A 17706-nucleotide genomic window follows, 5' to 3' on the forward strand; every position below is an offset into this window, starting at 1 on the left:
GATCAGCCGCTTGGGTTGATCCGGCGCAGCCTTTCGCAGAACGTTTCTTAGAAAGCGTAGTTCGCCGACAGGTAGGTCTGGGCGCTGCTGGTCAGGTCCAGCGAACCTTGTTTGCTGCCACCGCGCTCGCTCATCTCGGTGCTGGCGTTGCTGCGCAGGTAACGGTAACCCAGTTCCACCGAGGTGTTTTGCGAAACCTGTTGCAGGACACCCGCCTGGCCGCCGATGGCGTAACCGATGTCGCTGTCGCGGCTGAAGCCTGGGGAATCCTGAGTCATTTTGGTCAAACCGGCCGTGGCGCCGCCGAACAGTTTGGTGCTGCCGCCCACCGGGTAGAACAGATCGTAGCTGCCCAGGAGGTTTTCCTGACGCAGTTTAATGCCATTGTGTGAGCCCGACACGTTGTCGTAGGTGGCGTAGTAGCGGCCCTGGCTGTTTTGCTGGCCTAGACGCACACCCCAGGTATTGTCCTTGCCGATCACGCCGTCTGCGTTCGGGTGGTTGAGATTGTCGTTCAGGGCGTGAGACTTTTTGACCTTGTCGCTGGTCTGTCCAAAAGTAAGGCTGGCGAAATTGTCGTCGGAAGCGAAAGCCGCGGTACTCGCGCTCAGGACAGTGAAAGCCAGAAGCAGTTTTTTGAAGCCAGTCATAGGGGAGTTCCTTATGCGCTATGTGCTATTTGGGTACGGGGCAAGGTTACTCACCCGGCCCTGAACTCCCCCTGAACGCACTCTGAACCTAAGCTGAACCAGATCGACCCAGCTGTTTTTGACGACTTTTTTGCAGGAGATCCGACCATGCGCATGTTTCTCGCTTTCGTCTTGCTGGCCTCGAGCGGGCTGACTCAAGCAGCCATCAAGACTCAGGAAATCCCCTATCAAAGTGCTGACGGCAGCAAAATGATCGGCTATTTCGCCTATGACGACGCCATCAAAGGCGCACGCCCAGGCGTGGTGGTGGTGCACGAATGGTGGGGGCTCAACGAATACACCAAGCGTCGCGCCCGTGATCTCGCCGGTCTGGGCTACAGCGCGCTGGCCATCGACATGTATGGCGATGGCAAGAACACGGAGCATCCCAAGGACGCCATGGCCTTCATGCAGGCAACGTTGAAAGACAGTGGCGTGGCGAGCGCGCGCTTTCAGGCCGGGCTCGATCTGCTGAAGAAACAGCCGCAAACCGACCCGAACAAAATCGCCGCTATCGGTTATTGCTTTGGCGGTGGCGTGGTGCTGAATGCGGCACGTCAGGGATTGCCGCTGGCGGGCGTGGTGAGTTTTCACGGTGCGCTGGCGACTAACACGGCTGCAACGCCTGGCAGCGTGAAAGCGAAAATCCTTGTTGAACATGGGGCGATGGACAGCATGGTCACGCCGGATAACGTGGCAGCGTTCAAGGCTGAAATGGACAAAGCTGGGGCTGACTATAAATTTGTCAGCCTTAAAGGTGCCAAGCATGGGTTCAGTAATCCTGATGCGGATCGTCTGAGCCATGGCGATCATGCCGGGCCGGATATTGGCTACAACAAAGCAGCGGATGAAAAGTCCTGGGCGGACATGCAGGCGTTTTTCAAAAAAATCTTTGGCTGATCAGGTAACCCCTGTGGCAAGGGGCTTTTGTGGCGAGGGGATTTATCCCCTCACCACAAAAGCCCACTGACACTACCCTCAAACGTGGCAACCCGGCAAAATGCCCCACATGAATCGCGCCCCCGCCCTCCCCGTCTGCTGCACCCCACTCGATGCCCATTGGCCGCTGCCGTTTGCGCTGCCCGATACGGTGCTGTTGAGCACTCACTTCGATACCTCGCAACTGGCCAGCGATGATTTCCAGCGCAGCGCCATCGAGCCGCCGCCCACCATCCAGCGTTCGGTCGCCAAGCGTCAGGCGGAGTTCCTCGCCGGGCGGGTTTGCGCTCGGGCTGCGTTGCAACAGTTGGAAGGGCTGAGCTTTATCCCGGCCATCGGCGAAGACCGGGCACCGGTGTGGCCGACGCACATCACGGGCTCGATCACCCACAGCACTGGCCGAGCCTCGGCGATTGTCGCGAAGAAAACCCACTGGCGCGGCCTGGGGATGGACCTGGAAAACCTGCTCAACCCTGAACGGGCCGAGCGACTGGCCGGGGAAATCCTCACCCCGCCAGAGTTGCAACGCATGACCGCTGGCCGACGCGATCAGCTGGCGATGCTGGTGACCCTGACGTTTTCGGTGAAGGAAAGCCTGTTCAAGGCGCTGTATCCGATCGTTCAGCAGCGCTTTTATTTTGAACATGCCGAAGTGCTGGAATGGAGCGAGAGCGGTGAAGTACGGCTACGGTTGCTGACTGACCTGTCCAGTGAGTGGCGTAACGGTACTGAGCTGGATGCTCAGTTTGGGGTGGTGGATGGGCAGTTGTTGAGTCTGGTCAGTATCAAGGCCTGAGTATTTGTAGCGTCTGTGAGGGACCCTCACAGACAACCAAAATCTCACCGTTTCTCCTGATTCCTCGGCCAGCTCAAACTGAAACACGCCCCGCCCAGGCTTTTGCTCTTGCTGATCAACGCCCGGCCATCATGCCAATGGATGATTCGCCGCACGATGGACAATCCCAACCCATGCCCACCGGAGGCGCGGGTACGGCTGTCATCGAGGCGCAGGAATGGCGTGAAAATCTTCTCCCAGGCCGTTTCCGGCACGCCCGGCCCGTCATCCTCGACATCCACTCGACAACGCTGCTGCCCGACCTGATAGCTGACGGTCACCCGTGATTGGGCATGGCGCATGGCGTTGCTCACCAGGTTCTGCAACGCCCGGTGCAGGTAACGCGGCTCGGCCTCGACCCAAGCGTCGTCGTTGTCAGCGGCGGACAAACACAAACCGCGCTGTACCGTGACCTCGGCGCGTAACGGCGCCAGTTCTTCGATCACCTGATTGACCAACGCATCCAGATCGATCCGCTGAAAATTCAGCGCCGGCGAACCCTGCTCCAGTCGTGCGTAGGTGAGCATCTCGTCCACCAGGCGATCGAGATCCTCGATGTCGTGGTCCATGCCTTCACAGTATTTTTCCAACGCCTGCGGCGTGGTGGCCGAGCCGATCATTTCCAGACCAAAACGCAACCGCGCCACGGGTGTGCGCAGCTCATGAGACACCGCGCGCACCAGCTCACGCTGGATCGCCAGCAACTGCTGCAAGTGCTCGGCCATGCCGTTGAACGCCGAAGCCAGCCGTCCCACCGAGTCCGCGCCGCGTGCCGGCACGCGGGTTTCCAGGCTGCCCTTGGCGATGCGCGTGGCGGCCGCTTCCAGGCCACGCAAACGACGCTCAAGTTGGCGCACCAACAAATAGACGATCAAACCGATCAGGCTCAAACCCAGGGCCGCGATCAGTACCAGCCATTCCGGCGGATAAGGATTCATCTGATACAACGGGCCGATCTCCAGCACCCACGGCGTACCGACCATGCCGGCAAACACCCGGATCGAATCGCCGCCCTTGCCCAGCGCCATTACCGTGTCACCCTCGGACACCCGGCGACTCTGGTCCTCGTCCATGTCCGCCTGTTCGACCTTCACCAGCCGCAAGTCGAAACCAAACCCTTTATCGCGCTTCAACTGCGCCAGGCGCTCGGGTTGCTCAGCCACCGGGTAGCGCACCAGCTCATCGGCCAACAGGTAAATAGTCGCCCGGGCCAGTTGTTCGCTGATCTGCTGGACTTCGCCGGTCAGCACCAGCTGTTCCTTGTCGCTGACCAACCGGTAAACCTTCGCCGCATGCGGACCGGTCTGTTCCACCAGCGCCTGACCGCGCAGCACGCGGGTGCGTTGGGTGAGGTCGAGGTCGGTCTGGGCAAAGGTTTTCAGTGCCAGAGGAATCCCCAACAACCGCTCCCACACCAGCAAGGCCCGGTGGCGCTCGGTTTCGTTCATCGGGTTCAGATTGTCGGCCATCAGCGAGAACGTGCCGTGGGCCAGGCGTTCGCGGTATTGCTCGCCGCGCACCTGGTTGAGCAGGTGCAAGGCCAGCACGCCGAGCACCGCCACCAGAATCAGCGCCGCGCACATGCCGCCATAAATGCGCAGGAAGATCGAGTTCACAGGGTGCAGGCTTCAGGAACGAACAGATAACCTTTGCTTCGGATGGTTTTGATCAGCCGTGGATGCTCCGGGTCATCGCCGATTTTCGGGCGAATGCGCGAGATACGCACGTCGATGGAACGGTCCTGGCCGTCATAGCCGATGCCGCGCAATGCAGTGAAAATCTCTTCCCGGGACAGGATGCGCCCGGCGTTGGCCACCAGCAGCCAGAGCAGATCGAACTCGGCGCTGGTCAACTCGATGCCGTTGTCGTTCAGCCAGGCTTCGCGCAATGCGTTGTCCACTACCAGCGGACCGAACTGCAGGCGCCGTTGTTTTTCCGGCGCCACTTCAGGGGTTTCACTGCGTCGCAACAGCGCCTGGATGCGCGCCAGCAGCAGACGTGGGCGAACCGGTTTGCACACGTAGTCGTCGGCGCCCAGGTCCAGGCCAAGAATCTGATCGGTATCGTCGGTGCGGGCGGTGAGCATCAGGATCGGGCCGTCATACTTGTCGCGGACCTTGCGGCAGATGCTCAGTCCGTCTTCACCCGGCAACATCAGGTCGAGGATAACCAGGTCCGGTTTCTCCTTGATGATCCGTGCCGCGGCCAAGGCGCCGTTGCCCTCGATCGATACGCGCAGACCATTGGCTTCCAGGTAGTCGCGGGTCAGTTCGGCCAGACGCTGGTCGTCCTCGACAATCAATACCTGCCAGGCTTCTTGCTCCACGGTGACCTCTGCTTGCCAACAACACTTAATAAGGAAGGATCCGCCCGTCTTTTTGTAATGATTGGGGAGGATAAGAATGCATCTGCATTGGCCGATTGTATAAACGTCACTCGCCAAGAACACAAGCCGGTAAATGCGTTCGGACAACGCGGTTTTTTGTGATAGGGTTCGCGCCCTTAAAAACCCGAGCGACTGTTTTCAATCGGTGAAAATCAGTGAAAAACGGTCCGCTCCAGCTAGGTCGCGGCCTACACGCTCGTTCCACGTTTCACACACAATTTACGCACAGGTTTATCCACAGGCAGTACGTTGCAACACCCTCCAAAACGCATTATCTTGTACCCCGGCGCCAAAAAAACCCTACATGTAGGGTTTTACGCCAAAAACCAAACACAAACCGGATACCGATTTCAAGCGCTTTTATTGCCTCTTTCCGGTTGAACCAAACGTATTTTCGAAAGACCAAACCGCGCGTGCGGATGGCTACTGTTTTCGAGCCGAAGACGGCGTTAACGGTACGGGTGTTGCAGTCAATTACTGTCACCCAAAAGGATCCCGGTTTCAGGTTCAAGGCCTGGACCAAAGACTTCGGCATGGAAGCGGCGCCCCAATTGCCCCTTCCTGATCTGTCCCGAAGTTGGTATGCCCGGCCCCTCGCCGGTTGTAGTGCTTCAGGACGGAACGGTGGGCACCCAGATGGTGCCCAAACAAACATAGAGAATGTGGAGACAACCCCCCATGCAAACCGACACAACTCGCGAGAACCCGCAGGGCACCTTGCCGCAGGCCGCTGATTCGACTTCGGATCTGTCCGCCACCGCGCCTGGCCAACTGCGCGTGATCAAGCGTAACGGCACTGTCGTTCCTTACACCGATGACAAGATCACCGTCGCTATCACCAAAGCGTTTCTCGCAGTTGAGGGCGGCACCGCTGCCGCTTCGTCGCGAATCCACGACACCGTTGCCCGTCTGACCGAACAAGTCACCGCGACCTTCAAGCGTCGCATGCCCTCGGGCGGCACCATCCACATCGAAGAAATCCAGGACCAGGTCGAACTGGCCCTGATGCGTGCCGGCGAGCAGAAAGTGGCGCGCGACTACGTGATCTACCGTGACGGTCGTTCGAAAGAACGCGCCGCCCACGCACCGGCCGAAGAAGCAGTCAACGCTCACCCGTCGATCCGCATCACCCGCGCCGATGGCACCTTTGCTCCTCTGGACATGGGCCGCCTGAACACCATCGTTACCGAAGCGTGCGAAGGCCTTGCAGAAGTCGACGGCGACCTGATCCAGCGCGAAACCCTGAAAAACCTGTACGACGGCGTGGCCCTGACCGACGTCAACACCGCTTTGGTGATGACCGCCCGTACCCTGGTTGAGCGTGAGCCGAACTACTCGTTCGTGACCGCTCGCCTGTTGATGGACACCCTGCGTGCCGAAGGCCTGAACTTCCTGGAAGTCGCCGAAAGCGCGACTCACCACGAAATGGTCGACCTGTACGCCAAGGCCCTGCCTTCGTACATCGCCAAGGGTATCCAATTCGAATTGCTGAACCCGGTCCTGGCGACTTTCGACCTGGAAAAACTCGGCAAGGCGATCAACCACGAACGCGATCAGCAGTTCACGTACCTGGGCCTGCAAACCCTGTACGACCGTTACTTCATCCACAAGGACGGTATCCGCTTCGAACTGCCGCAAATCTTCTTCATGCGCGTGGCCATGGGCCTGGCGATCGAAGAGAAGAACAAGGAAGACCGTGCGATCGAGTTCTACAACCTGTTGTCGTCCTTCGACTACATGTCCTCGACCCCGACCCTGTTCAACGCCGGCACCCTGCGTCCACAGCTGTCCAGCTGCTACCTGACCACCGTGCCGGATGACCTGTCGGGCATCTATCACGCGATCCACGACAACGCCATGTTGTCGAAATTTGCAGGCGGCCTGGGCAACGACTGGACCCCGGTTCGTGCACTCGGTTCGTACATCAAGGGCACCAACGGCAAATCCCAGGGCGTTGTTCCGTTCCTGAAAGTCGTGAACGACACCGCCGTTGCCGTTAACCAGGGTGGCAAGCGCAAAGGCGCTGTCTGTGCCTACCTGGAAACCTGGCACATGGACATCGAAGAGTTCATCGAACTGCGCAAGAACACCGGTGATGATCGTCGTCGTACCCACGACATGAACACCGCCAACTGGATCCCTGACCTGTTCATGAAGCGCGTCTTCGATGACGGCAAGTGGACCCTGTTCTCGCCGTCCGAAGTGCCGGACCTGCACGACCTGACCGGCAAGGCCTTCGAAGAGCGTTACGAGTACTACGAAGCCCTGTCCGAGTACCCGGGCAAGATCAAGCTGTTCAAGACCATCCAGGCCAAAGACCTGTGGCGCAAAATGCTGTCCATGCTGTTTGAAACCGGCCACCCATGGCTGACCTTCAAAGACCCGTGCAACCTGCGCAGCCCGCAGCAGCACGTCGGCGTGGTTCACAGCTCGAACCTGTGCACCGAGATCACCTTGAACACCAACAAGGACGAGATCGCCGTTTGCAACCTGGGCTCGATCAACCTGCCGAACCACATCACCAACGGCAAGCTCGACACCGCCAAGCTGGAACGCACCGTGAACACCGCCGTTCGCATGCTCGATAACGTTATCGACATCAACTACTACTCGGTGCCACAAGCGAAGAACTCCAACTTCAAGCATCGTCCGGTCGGTCTGGGCATCATGGGCTTCCAGGACGCTTTGTACCTGCAGCACATTCCTTACGGTTCCGACGCTGCCGTCGAGTTCGCCGACAAGTCGATGGAAGCTGTCAGCTACTACGCGATCCAGGCTTCCTGCGACCTGGCCGACGAGCGCGGCGCCTACGAGACGTTCCAGGGTTCGCTGTGGTCCAAAGGCATCCTGCCACTGGATTCGCAACAGATCCTGATCGAGCAACGTGGCCAGAAGTACATCGACGTTGACCTGAACGAATCCCTGGACTGGGCACCGGTTCGTGCCCGCGTTCAGAAAGGCATTCGTAACTCCAACATCATGGCCATCGCACCGACCGCGACCATCGCCAACATCACTGGCGTATCGCAGTCGATCGAACCGACCTACCAGAACCTCTACGTGAAATCGAACCTGTCGGGCGAATTCACCGTGATCAACCCGTACCTGGTTCGCGACCTGAAGGCTCGCGGTCTGTGGGACTCGGTCATGATCAACGACCTGAAGTACTACGACGGTTCGGTGCAACAGATCGAGCGCATCCCGCAAGAACTCAAAGAGCTCTACGCGACTGCCTTCGAAGTGGACACCAAGTGGATCGTTGACGCGGCAAGCCGTCGTCAGAAGTGGATCGACCAGGCTCAGTCGCTGAACCTGTACATCGCTGGCGCATCGGGCAAGAAGCTGGACGTGACCTACCGCATGGCCTGGTACCGTGGTCTGAAAACCACTTACTACCTCCGTGCCCTGGCCGCGACCAGCACCGAGAAGTCGACCATCAACACCGGTAAGCTGAACGCTGTTTCCAGCGGCGGCAACCACGGTGAAGATTCGGTCCTGGCAGCACCTGCCGGCCCTGCTCCAGTGCCGAAAGCTTGCGCCATCGACGAGCCGGATTGCGAAGCTTGCCAATAAGCTAAGCCGGTAGGCGCCGCAAAGCGCTTACTCAAAACCCCCGACTGGCCTCTGGTTTGTCGGGGGTTTTCTTTTGCCTGCTCTTACAGGTTTGTGTCGGCCATAAAAAAGCCCCTCGATTGAGGGGCTCTTTGTGCAGCGCTTTCAGCCAACCCGCATCAGGTCATCTGAATGATGGTCTGCATGATGGTGCTCTGAGTCGAGATGGTCTTGGCGTTCGCCTGGTAGTTGCTCTGCGCCTTGATCAGGTCAACCAGTTCATTGGTCAGGTTGACGTTGGACTCTTCCAGGGAGTTGGAGGCGATCGAACCCAGCGTGCCGGTTTCCGGCGCATCGTAGCCCGGGATACCCGACGCGTAGGTTTCTTTCCAGCTAGTGCCACCGACTGGCTGCAGACCTTGCTCGTTGGTGAAGCTGGCGAGGGAGATCTGGCCGATAGGCTTGGTCTGGTTGTTGCTGAAGTTAGCCAGCAACACACCGCTACCGTCGATGGTCAGGTTGGTGATCTGGCCAGTGGCGTAACCGTTCTGCGCAGGAATCGAACGCGCGGTATCGGCGTTGAACTGCGTGGTATTGGCCATGGAGATGGTCACGCCCGCCGGGCTGGCGGCGGCGCCGTTGGCTGTCCAGACGCCGGCGGTCACAGTGCCCGGAGTCCAGTTCATGATCTTCAGATCGCTGCTGATGGTCGGAACGGGCGGAGTACTGACCTGAACCAGCTTGCCTGACGTATCGAACGTCATGGTCGAAGGAACCGGAGCGGTAGCGGCAACGGCAGGGTCGCTGCCATCCGGGTTGCGACCATCGATCAGGGTGTAGGTATCCCACGTGTTAGCCCCAGTTTTGACCATGAATTGATCCATGGTGTGCTGGTTGCCCTGAGTGTCGAAAATCGGGGTGCTGAACTGCTTGGTGAAGGTGGCTGACTTGGTCGGATCGAACTTGTTGGTCACAACCGCCTGGTCAATCACATCAGCCGAAGAGTTCAGGTTGATGGTCGACGACACGGTGGTGGTGGTTTTCGGCGCCAGGTTGGAGGTGTCAATGCGCAGGTCGGTCAACACACCATTCTGAATCTTGCCATTGGCATCCACACCGTAGCCCTGCAGACGCGAAGTGCCGTCGGTGTTGGTGACGTAACCGTCCTTGTCGACCTTGAACGTACCGGCACGGGTGTAGGACAGCGAGCCGCTGTTGCTCAGCACGAAGAAGCCGGAGCCGTTGATGCCCATGTCCAGCACGTTACCGGTGTTGTTGATGTCGCCCTGAGTGAACTGTTGGGAAACGTTGGCCAGACGCACACCGTTACCGGTGGTCTTGTTGCCGGAACCCAGCTTGGTCGCCGAGTACACGTCTTCGAATTCCGCACGGGACGATTTGAAACCGGTGGTCGCGACGTTGGCGATGTTGTTGCCGGTCACGTCCAGTTGTTTGTTGGCTGCATAGAGACCGCTAAGGCCGATATTGAAAGACATATTCCACTCCTTTGTGCCGTGTTAGTCGGCTCTACATACCAATAGTTTGTACTTTGGACAGGGCGATGCTGCCCAGCCCGGCCAGGTTGAGCATCAACTCACCGCCTGTCTGGCTGATGGTCACGCTGTTGACGGTTGCCGGCAGGTACGTCACCAGTGAGGTTGCCTGACCGTCGTAGGTCGCCGTAGCGCCGAAGGTATAGGTACCCGCCTTGGCTACTTCGCCTGCATCGTCTTTGCCGTCCCAGATGAAACTGGAAGTACCGGCGACCTGGCTTCCCAGGTCGATGGTGCGGACAACCTTGCCATCGGCATCGGTGATCTTGACCTTGACCGGGTCCACCGACGCCGGTACGGCAATGGTGCCGCTGAAGCTCTTGGAGGTATCGACCACCGCCGTGCCGCCCGGTGCAATAACCGAACGCCCGACCAGCGACGACGCCTGCAACGCCTGGGACGAGTTGTAATTGCTCGCAAGGCCACTGACGGTGTCATTGAGCGTGGTGATGCCTTCCAGACTGCTGAACTGCGCCAACTGGGCAACGAACGCACCGTTGTCTTGCGGTTCCAGCGGGTTCTGGTTTTTCAGTTGCGTCACCAGCAACTGCAGGAACGCGTCCTTGCCCAGGGCCTTTTTGCCGGTGGCGCTGTTCGTCGCCGACGCCAGGCCGTCGGCACTGGCGCTGGTCTTGATCGAGGAATTGGCCAGGATGTCATTGAGGCTCAAACCACTAGTGGTATCGGTAACACTCATCTGAGTCGCCCCTTATCACTGACCGAGGGTCAGGACCTTCTGCATCATGGTTTTGGCGGTGTTCATCATTTCGGCGTTGGTCTGGAACGAACGGCTCGCGGAAATCATGTCAGCCATTTCTTCCACCACGTTGACGTTCGGGTAGTAGACGTAGCCCTTGGCATCGGCCGCCGGATGGTTCGGCTCGTAGCGCGCTTCAAGGTTGCTTTGGTCTTCGACCACGCCCAGCACTTGCACGCCTTGACCGGCCGCGTCCTGGTTCTGGAACAGCGAATCGCTGCCGCCGCTCTGGCCACCCTGGAACATGGTGGCGAATACCGGGTGCCGTGCACGGTAGGTCTGGTCGATGCTCGACGAGACGGTCTCGGCGTTGGCGATGTTACTGGCGACGGTGTTCAAGCGAGTGGTCTGGGCACTCATGCCGCTACCGGCAATGTTGAAAACACTGGATAGGGACATGGCTTACTCTCCGCGCAGGGCTGACACCAGCCCTTTGAATTTGCTGTTGAGCAGGGTGAAGCTGGCCTGGAAGTTGACCGCGTTTTCCGCGTAGTTCGACTGTTCCAGCTGGGCGTCCACGGTGTTCTGGTCGATCGACGGTTGCATCGGCGTGCGATACAGCAGCGATTCGTCGCCATTGCCCAGGCCTTCGGCTTCGATATGACGGCTGTTGGTCATGTTCAAGGCGAAAGTGCCGCTCTTGGTCTTCTCGTTCTGCGCGGCGAGCACTTTCGAGAAGTCCAAATCCCGAGCCTTGTAGTTCGGGGTGTCGGCGTTGGCGATATTGTTGGCCAGGACTTCGGCACGCTGAGCGCGGAAGCCCAGGGCTTGTTCGTGGATACCGAGCGCTTTATCGAAGCTGATGCTCATGTCGGAAACCTTCGGGTGACCTGATTTTTCGTAACATGAACATAGCAAGCGTCGTGCCAATTGAAAAAAGCCCGTAAACCGGGGCTTTGCGGGCAGTGGCAATGCAGCAATGCCAGAAAAGCGGCAACCGATTTCCGCCGCCTGCCGCTTTTCTGCCGCCGACCTCCCAAAAATCGCAGGCAAAAAAAAACGGGAGCCCCTGAGGACTCCCGTTTTTTGATAACGCCAACGAATCACTTCGCCTGGTAAATGATCCCCGGGCTGCACTGGACCATCTGGTAATGATCGGGCAAACCGTTCAGCGCCTCGGAAGCACCGAGGAACAGATAACCGCCTGGCTTCAACGTGCTGTGAATGCGCAACAGGATGTCCTTCTTCACCTCGGCGGAGAAGTAGATCAGCACGTTGCGGCAGAACACGATGTCGAACTTGCCGAGGCTCGCGTAGCTGTCCAGCAGGTTGAACGAGCGAAACTCCACCCGGCTCTTGATCGGTGCCTTGATGGCCCAGCGCCCCGGCCCTTTCGGGTCGAAGTAACGTTGAAGGCGCTCGGGCGACAGGCCGCGGCCGATGGCCAGGCTGTCGTACTCGCCGGTCTTGCAGTTGGTCAACATGGTACCGGACAGGTCGGTGGCAACGATCTGCACGCCCATCTTCAACTGGCCCATGTTCACGCGCTCGAACTCATCGATCGACATCGACAGAGAATAAGGTTCCTGACCCGACGAACACGCCGCCGACCAGATCCGCAGACGCTGGCCAGGGGCGGCCTTGATCGCTGCGGGCAGCACCTTGTTCTTCAAGACTTCAAACGGATAGGTGTCACGAAACCACAGGGTTTCGTTGGTGGTCATGGCATCCACCACCATCTCGCGCAAACCGCTGCGCGGCTGGGTCTGGATGCGCTGGACCAGCTCACCCAGGGACTTGATGCCTTGCTGTTCCATCAGTTTGTTGAGACGGCTCGAGACCAGGTACTGCTTGTTTTCACCGAGCAAAATGCCACAGGCTTTTTCCAGGAAGACCCGGAACTGTTCGAAATCCAAATTACCCGTAGACAAAGATGCCGCCTCTTAAATCGTATTAACCGTTAGGGGCAGAAGGCCCCTAGCTGATGTCTGCTGCTTTGATCCGGTTGACTACCCGGGATGCCAGGTCATCAGGACGGAATTTGGCAAGGAAGTCATCGGCACCGACCTTCTTGACCATCGCCTGATTGAATACACCCGACAACGAAGTATGCAGGATGATGTGAAGCTTTTGCATGCGAGGGTCGTTGCGGATCTCGGCCGTGAGGGTGTACCCGTCCATCTCCGGCATCTCGATGTCGGAAATCATCATCAGGAACTCTTCTTCCGGCTTCTTGCCCTCGTCGACCAGTTTGCGCAGGTAATCCAGCGCTTGCCGACCGTCGTTCAACGCCACCACTTCGACACCGACCGTCTGCAGGCATCGGGTCACCTGCTTGCGCGCCACCGACGAGTCATCGACTGTCAGAACTCGCAAAGAGAGCGCTTTGTGCTGGGTTTCGACATCCACCACGCCGACGGAAATCGCTTCCGGTGTCGGCGCCACTTCTGCCAACACTTTCTCGACATCGATGATTTCGACTAACTGATTGTCGACCCGAGTCACAGCCGTCAGGTAATGATCGCGTCCCGTGCCTTTGGGTGGCGGATGAATCTCCTCCCAATTCATGTTGACGATGCGTTCCACCGACCGCACCAGGAAGCCCTGGGTCTTGGTGTTGTACTCCGTGATGATCACAAAGGGATTGCTTTGATCTTTCAGCGCACCGGAACCGGTCGCCATCGCCAGATCAAGAATCGGAATAGTCGCCCCCCGAATATTTGCCACACCGCACACGACAGGACTGGATTTTGGCATCAGCGTCAGTTTGGGGCATTGCAGCACCTCCCGAACCTTGAACACGTTGATCCCATACAGCTGCTGGCCGTCAAGACGGAACAACAACAGCTCAAGGCGATTCTGCCCTACCAGTTGCGTGCGCTGGTTTACCGCATCCATTACACCAGCCATGCACAGACTCCTACACCAACGCTTAAGTGTGTTGCGACGTGCATTCTTCACTAAACGGCACGGCGCTTGCTTTTTAACTCTTATGAACACAGAACCGACATTTTTCCGACGCCTGACATCAAACGCCCGCAAATTGCTTTGCGCGGTGTCGGCCGTCTGCCTGCTCAACGCTGGCTGCCCTGCCCTTGCTGACGCGGTTACCTTGCCTGACATGCTTATCGGCGTCACTCAGGGCTTTCTTGAATTCACCGTAGAAGACTATCTGGCCACTAGTCAAACAGAAGGCCGATACGAGATCGAGGTCAAGAAGCTCGATCCGCGGCTGCGCATGCCCATGTGCGACAAGGAATTGACAGCGACCCTGGAGAGCCCGGCCACGCCGCTGGGGCGCGTTACGGTCAAGGTTGCTTGCGAAGGCGCGTCCCCCTGGACGGTCTTCGTACCTGCTCAAGTGCGCCTGTTTCGCGACATTGTGACCACCACCCGCCCGCTGCGACGCGCCGGTATCGTCGAGCCCCAGGATGTGACCCTGCGCGAGCGTGACATCAGTCTGATCAGCCAGGGTTACCTGACTTCCGTCGACCAGGCGATCGGGCAGAAACTTACCCGACCAATGGTCGCCGACCAGGTCATGACCCTGGTGCACATGGAACAGGCAGAAGTCATCAGCAAGGGCGACCAGGTGGTGATTACCGCCCACAGTGGAACGCTCAGCGTGCGCATGCCGGGTGAAGCGCTGTCCAACGGCGGCTTGCGTGAACAGATCAGGGTGAAAAACCTCAACTCCCAGCGGGTCATCAAGGCGCAAGTCACCGCGCCCGGTCAGGTGGAAGTGGCCATGTAGAACACTGGCGCGCCACTCGACTGTTCCCTAGACTGTGCCCTATGCAGGGCAAGCGCTGACGCGCGCAAGCTCATTGATAATTGGGCCTAAAGTTTTTCAGGGTATGGCCGAAAACATGGCAAGCGTCCAAATACCCAGAGGTTTTTTGTCATGGTCATCGATTTCAGCCGTTTAAACAGTTCCTCGTCACTTACCGGTAGTACACGTACCAGCACCGCGAAGGAAGCCGCCGAAGCCGGCAAACCCGCACCGCTGAATACCCCGGCCGAACAGGCCAGTACCGTCAAAAGCGGGGAATCGGTACACCTCAGCAATGAGGCTCAACAGTTGCAGAAGGTCACTGACAAGCTGCGCGATCAGCCTGCCGTCGACAACGCCCGTGTGGCCGAGTTGAAAGCAGCGATTGCCGATGGCAGCTACAAAGTCGACAGCAACCGTGTAGCCAGCAAACTGCTCAACTTCGAAGCCCAGCGCTAGGCCAAGGCCTGCGCCAGGCTTTTGGACGCTTAAAACCCAAGGCCAGCCATGCACGACACTAATTTACTGCAACTGATCACCGACGATTTCGCTCCAGCACAGCACTTGCTGGAGTTACTGCAAACCGAGTCCCTCGCCTTGCACGGTCGCGACATGCCACTGCTCGAAGAGATTCTGGCGCAGAAACAGGCATTGATCATTTTGCTCGATCAGCATGGCCGCAAGCGCAGTGAAATCCTCGCCAGCCTCAGCCTGCCGACCAATCGCAACGGCCTGGAGCAACTTGCCAGCCATTCGAGCATTGGCGATCAGCTGCTGGAGCAGAGCGATGTATTGACCGATCTTCTGGCTCAGTGCCAAGCGGCCAACGTCAAGAATGGCCAGTCGATCCTGGTGCAACAGGCCGCGACGGCCAATCAGCTGAAAATCCTCAACGGCGGCGAGCCGCCAGCGCTTTATGATGCACGCGGATCAACCTCCATGCTTGCGAAGCCGCGCCCGCTCAGTCAGGCTTGAGCCTGCTGAAAAGCGCGCACTATCAAGACGCGTAACATGCTGGCAATATGCCGGCTAGTAGTAGTCATATTTTGTCTGGAGATTGATGAACCGTGTTCAATGCCTTAAGCGCGGAAGATGCTCCGCAGCCACCCAAGGTGCTCACCACGCCGTTGGAGATCTCCGGCAACCTGCGCCAGCTGCAAGACAGCCATGATCCGCTGATCATCACGTTCCATGAGCGCAGCCAGCGCTTCCAGAGTTATCTGGTGGACATTGACCGTGACAGCAACATGATTGCCCTGGACGAAATGATTCCCCGCGATGGTGAACGCTTCCTGCTCGCCGGCGAACCGTTCAAGGTAGAAGGCTTTCACGACGGCGTGCGTATTGCCTGGGAAAGCAACGGCCCGTTGACCATCGACGAATCTGGTGGCGGTCGCTGCTACCGTGGCGCCCTGCCCGCCGAGGTGGTTTACCACCAGCGTCGCAATGCATTCCGCGCAGCATTGAAGCTGGCACAACTGGTCAACGTCGATCTGGGCGGTGAAAAGCTCAAGTCGCCGATCAGCGGCAAGCTATTGGACATCTCAGCCACCGGCTGCAAGTTGCGCTTCGAAGGCGACATAACGGACAGCCTGCAACTGGGCCAGGTCTATGACCGCTTCATCGCCGCCCTGCCCTTTGGCAACATGACGGCACCCGTCGAGCTGCGTTACCTGCACTTCGAAGAAAGGATCTCCATCACCTTCGCCGGCGTACGCTTTCACAACATGAGCGGGCTGGTGCAGCGGCAGGTCGAGCGGTTCGTCTATCAGCTTCAGCGCGAAGCGCGGCGCTTCGACAAAGACGACATGTAATACGACCCTTTAATTGAAAACGGGCAGTCCCTTGCGGTGACTGCCCGTTTTTTTTATGCGTTGCTTTTTATGGCCTGGCCTCGGTAAAACTTTGCTCGCGAGGTGCATCAGGGTCTTCGGGCGGCGGATCGGTTTCGGTCTCTGATTCAGGTTCCGGCTCAGGGTTGATCGGGTTTTGCATCTGATCCTGAACCACCTGCTCATCGACACGGGGGTCAAGGCAAGCGACCAACGGTGAACTCGACATGCTGTCCGGCATGGCGACGTGATGCAGTGGCGCATCGTCCACCACATGCAGGTTGGTCACCGCTTTCGGGCGAATCCGCCACACAAGCACCAACGCAAAGAAACTGAAGAAGGCATAGAGCATGTGGCTGCCGAACAGCTTCATCAGCACCCCCGCCACCAGCGGCCCGATACTGGCGCCGACGCCGTAGGTCACCAGCAGCATTGCTGTCAGGGACACCCGGCGATCACCCTCGACGTGGTCGTTTGAGAATGCCACCGCCAGCGGATACAGGCAGAACATCACCAGCGAACAGCAGAACCCGGTGATAAACAAAATCTCCAGCGGTACCTGCTGCATGATTGCCAGCGGCAACGCGGTAAGCGCCAGGACCAGGGCAAAACAGCGGATCAACAGCGCCCGGTCATAACGGTCGGACAGCCAGCCCAACGGCCATTGCACCAGCAGCCCCGCAAAAATGCAGCTACCCATGAACAGACCAACCTGCTCCGTGGACAACCCCTGCTGCGAGGCATACAGCGGTGCCAGGCCGTAGAACGAACCAATGATCAGCCCCGCCCCCAGCACCGTGCTCAACGACTGCGGCACGCGCTTGATGAAGAACCGCGGCTCCATCGGTGCCGGGTGCAACGGCGCCGGGTGAATCCGGCGAGTCAGGGCCACCGGCACCAGGCACAGCGCGAAGCACAAGGCGACCAGCATCAGCAGTTCCAGGCCCAGGCCCGGGTGCATGACCAGAATCAACTGACCCAGCACCAGCCCCAGGTATGAGGCGATCATGTAGCCGCTGAATACCGTCCCGCGCTGCGAGGCTTCGGCCTGCTCATTGAGCCAGCTTTCGATGACCATGTATTGGCACATCATGCCGAGGCCAACGATGACCCGCAGGAAGATCCAGGCAGGCAACCAGTCCACCAGGCCATGACCCAGCACCGCCGCGCCGACAATCCCGGCGCAGGCCGAATAGGCGCGAATATGCCCGACCCGGGCAATCAGCCGGTGGCCGATCTTGCCACCCAGCACCAGGCCGCAATAGTTGGCCGCCATCAACGCACCGACCCACAGGCTGTCGACGTGATCGGCGGCCAGGCGCAAGGCCAGGTAAGTACTCAACAGGCCAGAGCCGATCAACATCATCAGCGAGGCAAAATAAAGCGCTCGAAAGGGTTTCCAGATTTGGCGCATCGGCGTTCCGAGCGGCTCCTTGCAGTGAGTTTCGGGC

17 protein-coding genes are annotated in these 17706 nt (G+C 58.7%); 7 read left to right on the forward strand and 10 right to left on the reverse strand.

Annotated elements, in window-relative coordinates; genetic code table 11:
- Positions 1–47 precede the first annotated feature (47 nt).
- Entirely contained in the window at positions 48–650 is a 603-nt protein-coding gene (locus MO767_RS24585; protein WP_282482657.1) for a hypothetical protein, read from the reverse strand.
- A gap of 147 nt (positions 651–797) precedes the next feature.
- Here MO767_RS24585 and MO767_RS24590 point away from each other — a divergent pair, with 147 nt between their 5' ends.
- Together MO767_RS24590 and MO767_RS24595 are read left to right on the forward strand one after the other, a co-directional pair.
- On the forward strand, positions 798–1589 hold the full coding sequence (locus MO767_RS24590) for a dienelactone hydrolase family protein (RefSeq protein ID WP_282482658.1): 792 nt from the start codon (positions 798–800) through the stop codon (positions 1587–1589).
- A gap of 109 nt (positions 1590–1698) precedes the next feature.
- Positions 1699–2424: a 4'-phosphopantetheinyl transferase superfamily protein gene (locus tag MO767_RS24595; RefSeq protein ID WP_282482659.1), complete on the forward strand. Its 726-nt coding sequence runs from the start codon at positions 1699–1701 to the stop codon at positions 2422–2424.
- Positions 2425–2468: 44 nt separating this feature from the next.
- Here the strand turns inward: MO767_RS24595 and MO767_RS24600 are convergent, their stop codons facing one another.
- Together MO767_RS24600 and MO767_RS24605 are read right to left on the reverse strand one after the other, a co-directional pair.
- Entirely contained in the window at positions 2469–4079 is a 1611-nt protein-coding gene (locus MO767_RS24600; protein ID WP_282482660.1) for an ATP-binding protein, read from the reverse strand.
- Positions 4076–4789 (reverse strand): response regulator, encoded by a 714-nt coding sequence (locus MO767_RS24605; protein WP_046046510.1) that lies wholly within the window; start codon positions 4787–4789, stop codon positions 4076–4078. The genes MO767_RS24600 and MO767_RS24605 overlap by 4 nt, the downstream gene beginning before the upstream one ends.
- Before the next feature lie 738 nt (positions 4790–5527).
- On the opposite strand from MO767_RS24605, the gene MO767_RS24610 reads away from it, so the two are divergent.
- On the forward strand, positions 5528–8422 hold the full coding sequence (locus tag MO767_RS24610) for a ribonucleoside-diphosphate reductase subunit alpha (protein ID WP_282482661.1): 2895 nt from the start codon (positions 5528–5530) through the stop codon (positions 8420–8422).
- A 158-nt stretch (positions 8423–8580) separates the two neighbouring features.
- On the opposite strand, the gene flgE is transcribed toward MO767_RS24610, so the two are convergent.
- The 6 genes from flgE to MO767_RS24640 all read right to left on the reverse strand — a co-directional run bounded on the left by flgE (position 8581) and on the right by MO767_RS24640 (position 13561).
- Positions 8581–9897, reverse strand: a complete 1317-nt coding sequence (gene flgE, locus MO767_RS24615) for a flagellar hook protein FlgE (RefSeq protein WP_282482662.1) — start codon at positions 9895–9897, stop codon at positions 8581–8583.
- Between the two features lie 31 nt (positions 9898–9928).
- Positions 9929–10651 carry a flagellar hook assembly protein FlgD gene (flgD, locus tag MO767_RS24620; protein ID WP_282482663.1) on the reverse strand — a complete coding sequence of 241 codons (723 nt, stop codon included), beginning with the start codon at positions 10649–10651 and terminating at the stop codon, positions 9929–9931.
- A 15-nt stretch (positions 10652–10666) separates the two neighbouring features.
- Positions 10667–11110 carry a flagellar basal body rod protein FlgC gene (gene flgC / locus MO767_RS24625; RefSeq protein ID WP_007937507.1) on the reverse strand — a complete coding sequence of 148 codons (444 nt, stop codon included), beginning with the start codon at positions 11108–11110 and terminating at the stop codon, positions 10667–10669.
- 3 nt (positions 11111–11113) lie between these two features.
- Positions 11114–11521: a flagellar basal body rod protein FlgB gene (flgB, locus tag MO767_RS24630; RefSeq protein WP_282482664.1), complete on the reverse strand. Its 408-nt coding sequence runs from the start codon at positions 11519–11521 to the stop codon at positions 11114–11116.
- Positions 11522–11754: 233 nt separating this feature from the next.
- A complete protein-coding gene (gene cheR / locus MO767_RS24635) occupies positions 11755–12582 on the reverse strand; it encodes a protein-glutamate O-methyltransferase CheR (RefSeq protein WP_008147958.1) in 828 nt (275 codons plus the stop codon).
- A gap of 46 nt (positions 12583–12628) precedes the next feature.
- Entirely contained in the window at positions 12629–13561 is a 933-nt protein-coding gene (locus tag MO767_RS24640; RefSeq protein ID WP_008147956.1) for a chemotaxis protein CheV, read from the reverse strand.
- Positions 13562–13643: 82 nt separating this feature from the next.
- Here MO767_RS24640 and flgA point away from each other — a divergent pair, with 82 nt between their 5' ends.
- The 4 genes from flgA (at position 13644) to MO767_RS24660 (ending at position 16237) form a co-directional block, all read left to right on the forward strand.
- Entirely contained in the window at positions 13644–14405 is a 762-nt protein-coding gene (flgA, locus tag MO767_RS24645; RefSeq protein ID WP_282482665.1) for a flagellar basal body P-ring formation chaperone FlgA, read from the forward strand.
- 150 nt (positions 14406–14555) lie between these two features.
- Positions 14556–14882 (forward strand): flagellar biosynthesis anti-sigma factor FlgM, encoded by a 327-nt coding sequence (gene flgM, locus MO767_RS24650; protein ID WP_282482666.1) that lies wholly within the window; start codon positions 14556–14558, stop codon positions 14880–14882.
- Between the two features lie 48 nt (positions 14883–14930).
- Positions 14931–15398 (forward strand): flagellar protein FlgN, encoded by a 468-nt coding sequence (locus MO767_RS24655; protein ID WP_282482667.1) that lies wholly within the window; start codon positions 14931–14933, stop codon positions 15396–15398.
- 92 nt (positions 15399–15490) lie between these two features.
- Positions 15491–16237 carry a flagellar brake protein gene (locus MO767_RS24660; RefSeq protein ID WP_129437609.1) on the forward strand — a complete coding sequence of 249 codons (747 nt, stop codon included), beginning with the start codon at positions 15491–15493 and terminating at the stop codon, positions 16235–16237.
- 67 nt (positions 16238–16304) lie between these two features.
- Here MO767_RS24660 and MO767_RS24665 read toward each other — a convergent pair whose 3' ends face one another.
- Positions 16305–17669 (reverse strand): MFS transporter, encoded by a 1365-nt coding sequence (locus MO767_RS24665; protein WP_282482668.1) that lies wholly within the window; start codon positions 17667–17669, stop codon positions 16305–16307.
- Positions 17670–17706: the final 37 nt, after the last annotated feature.

It is taken from the genome of Pseudomonas sp. UYIF39 (assembly GCF_029963765.1).
In the GTDB taxonomy this organism is placed as follows: Bacteria; Pseudomonadota; Gammaproteobacteria; order Pseudomonadales; family Pseudomonadaceae; genus Aquipseudomonas.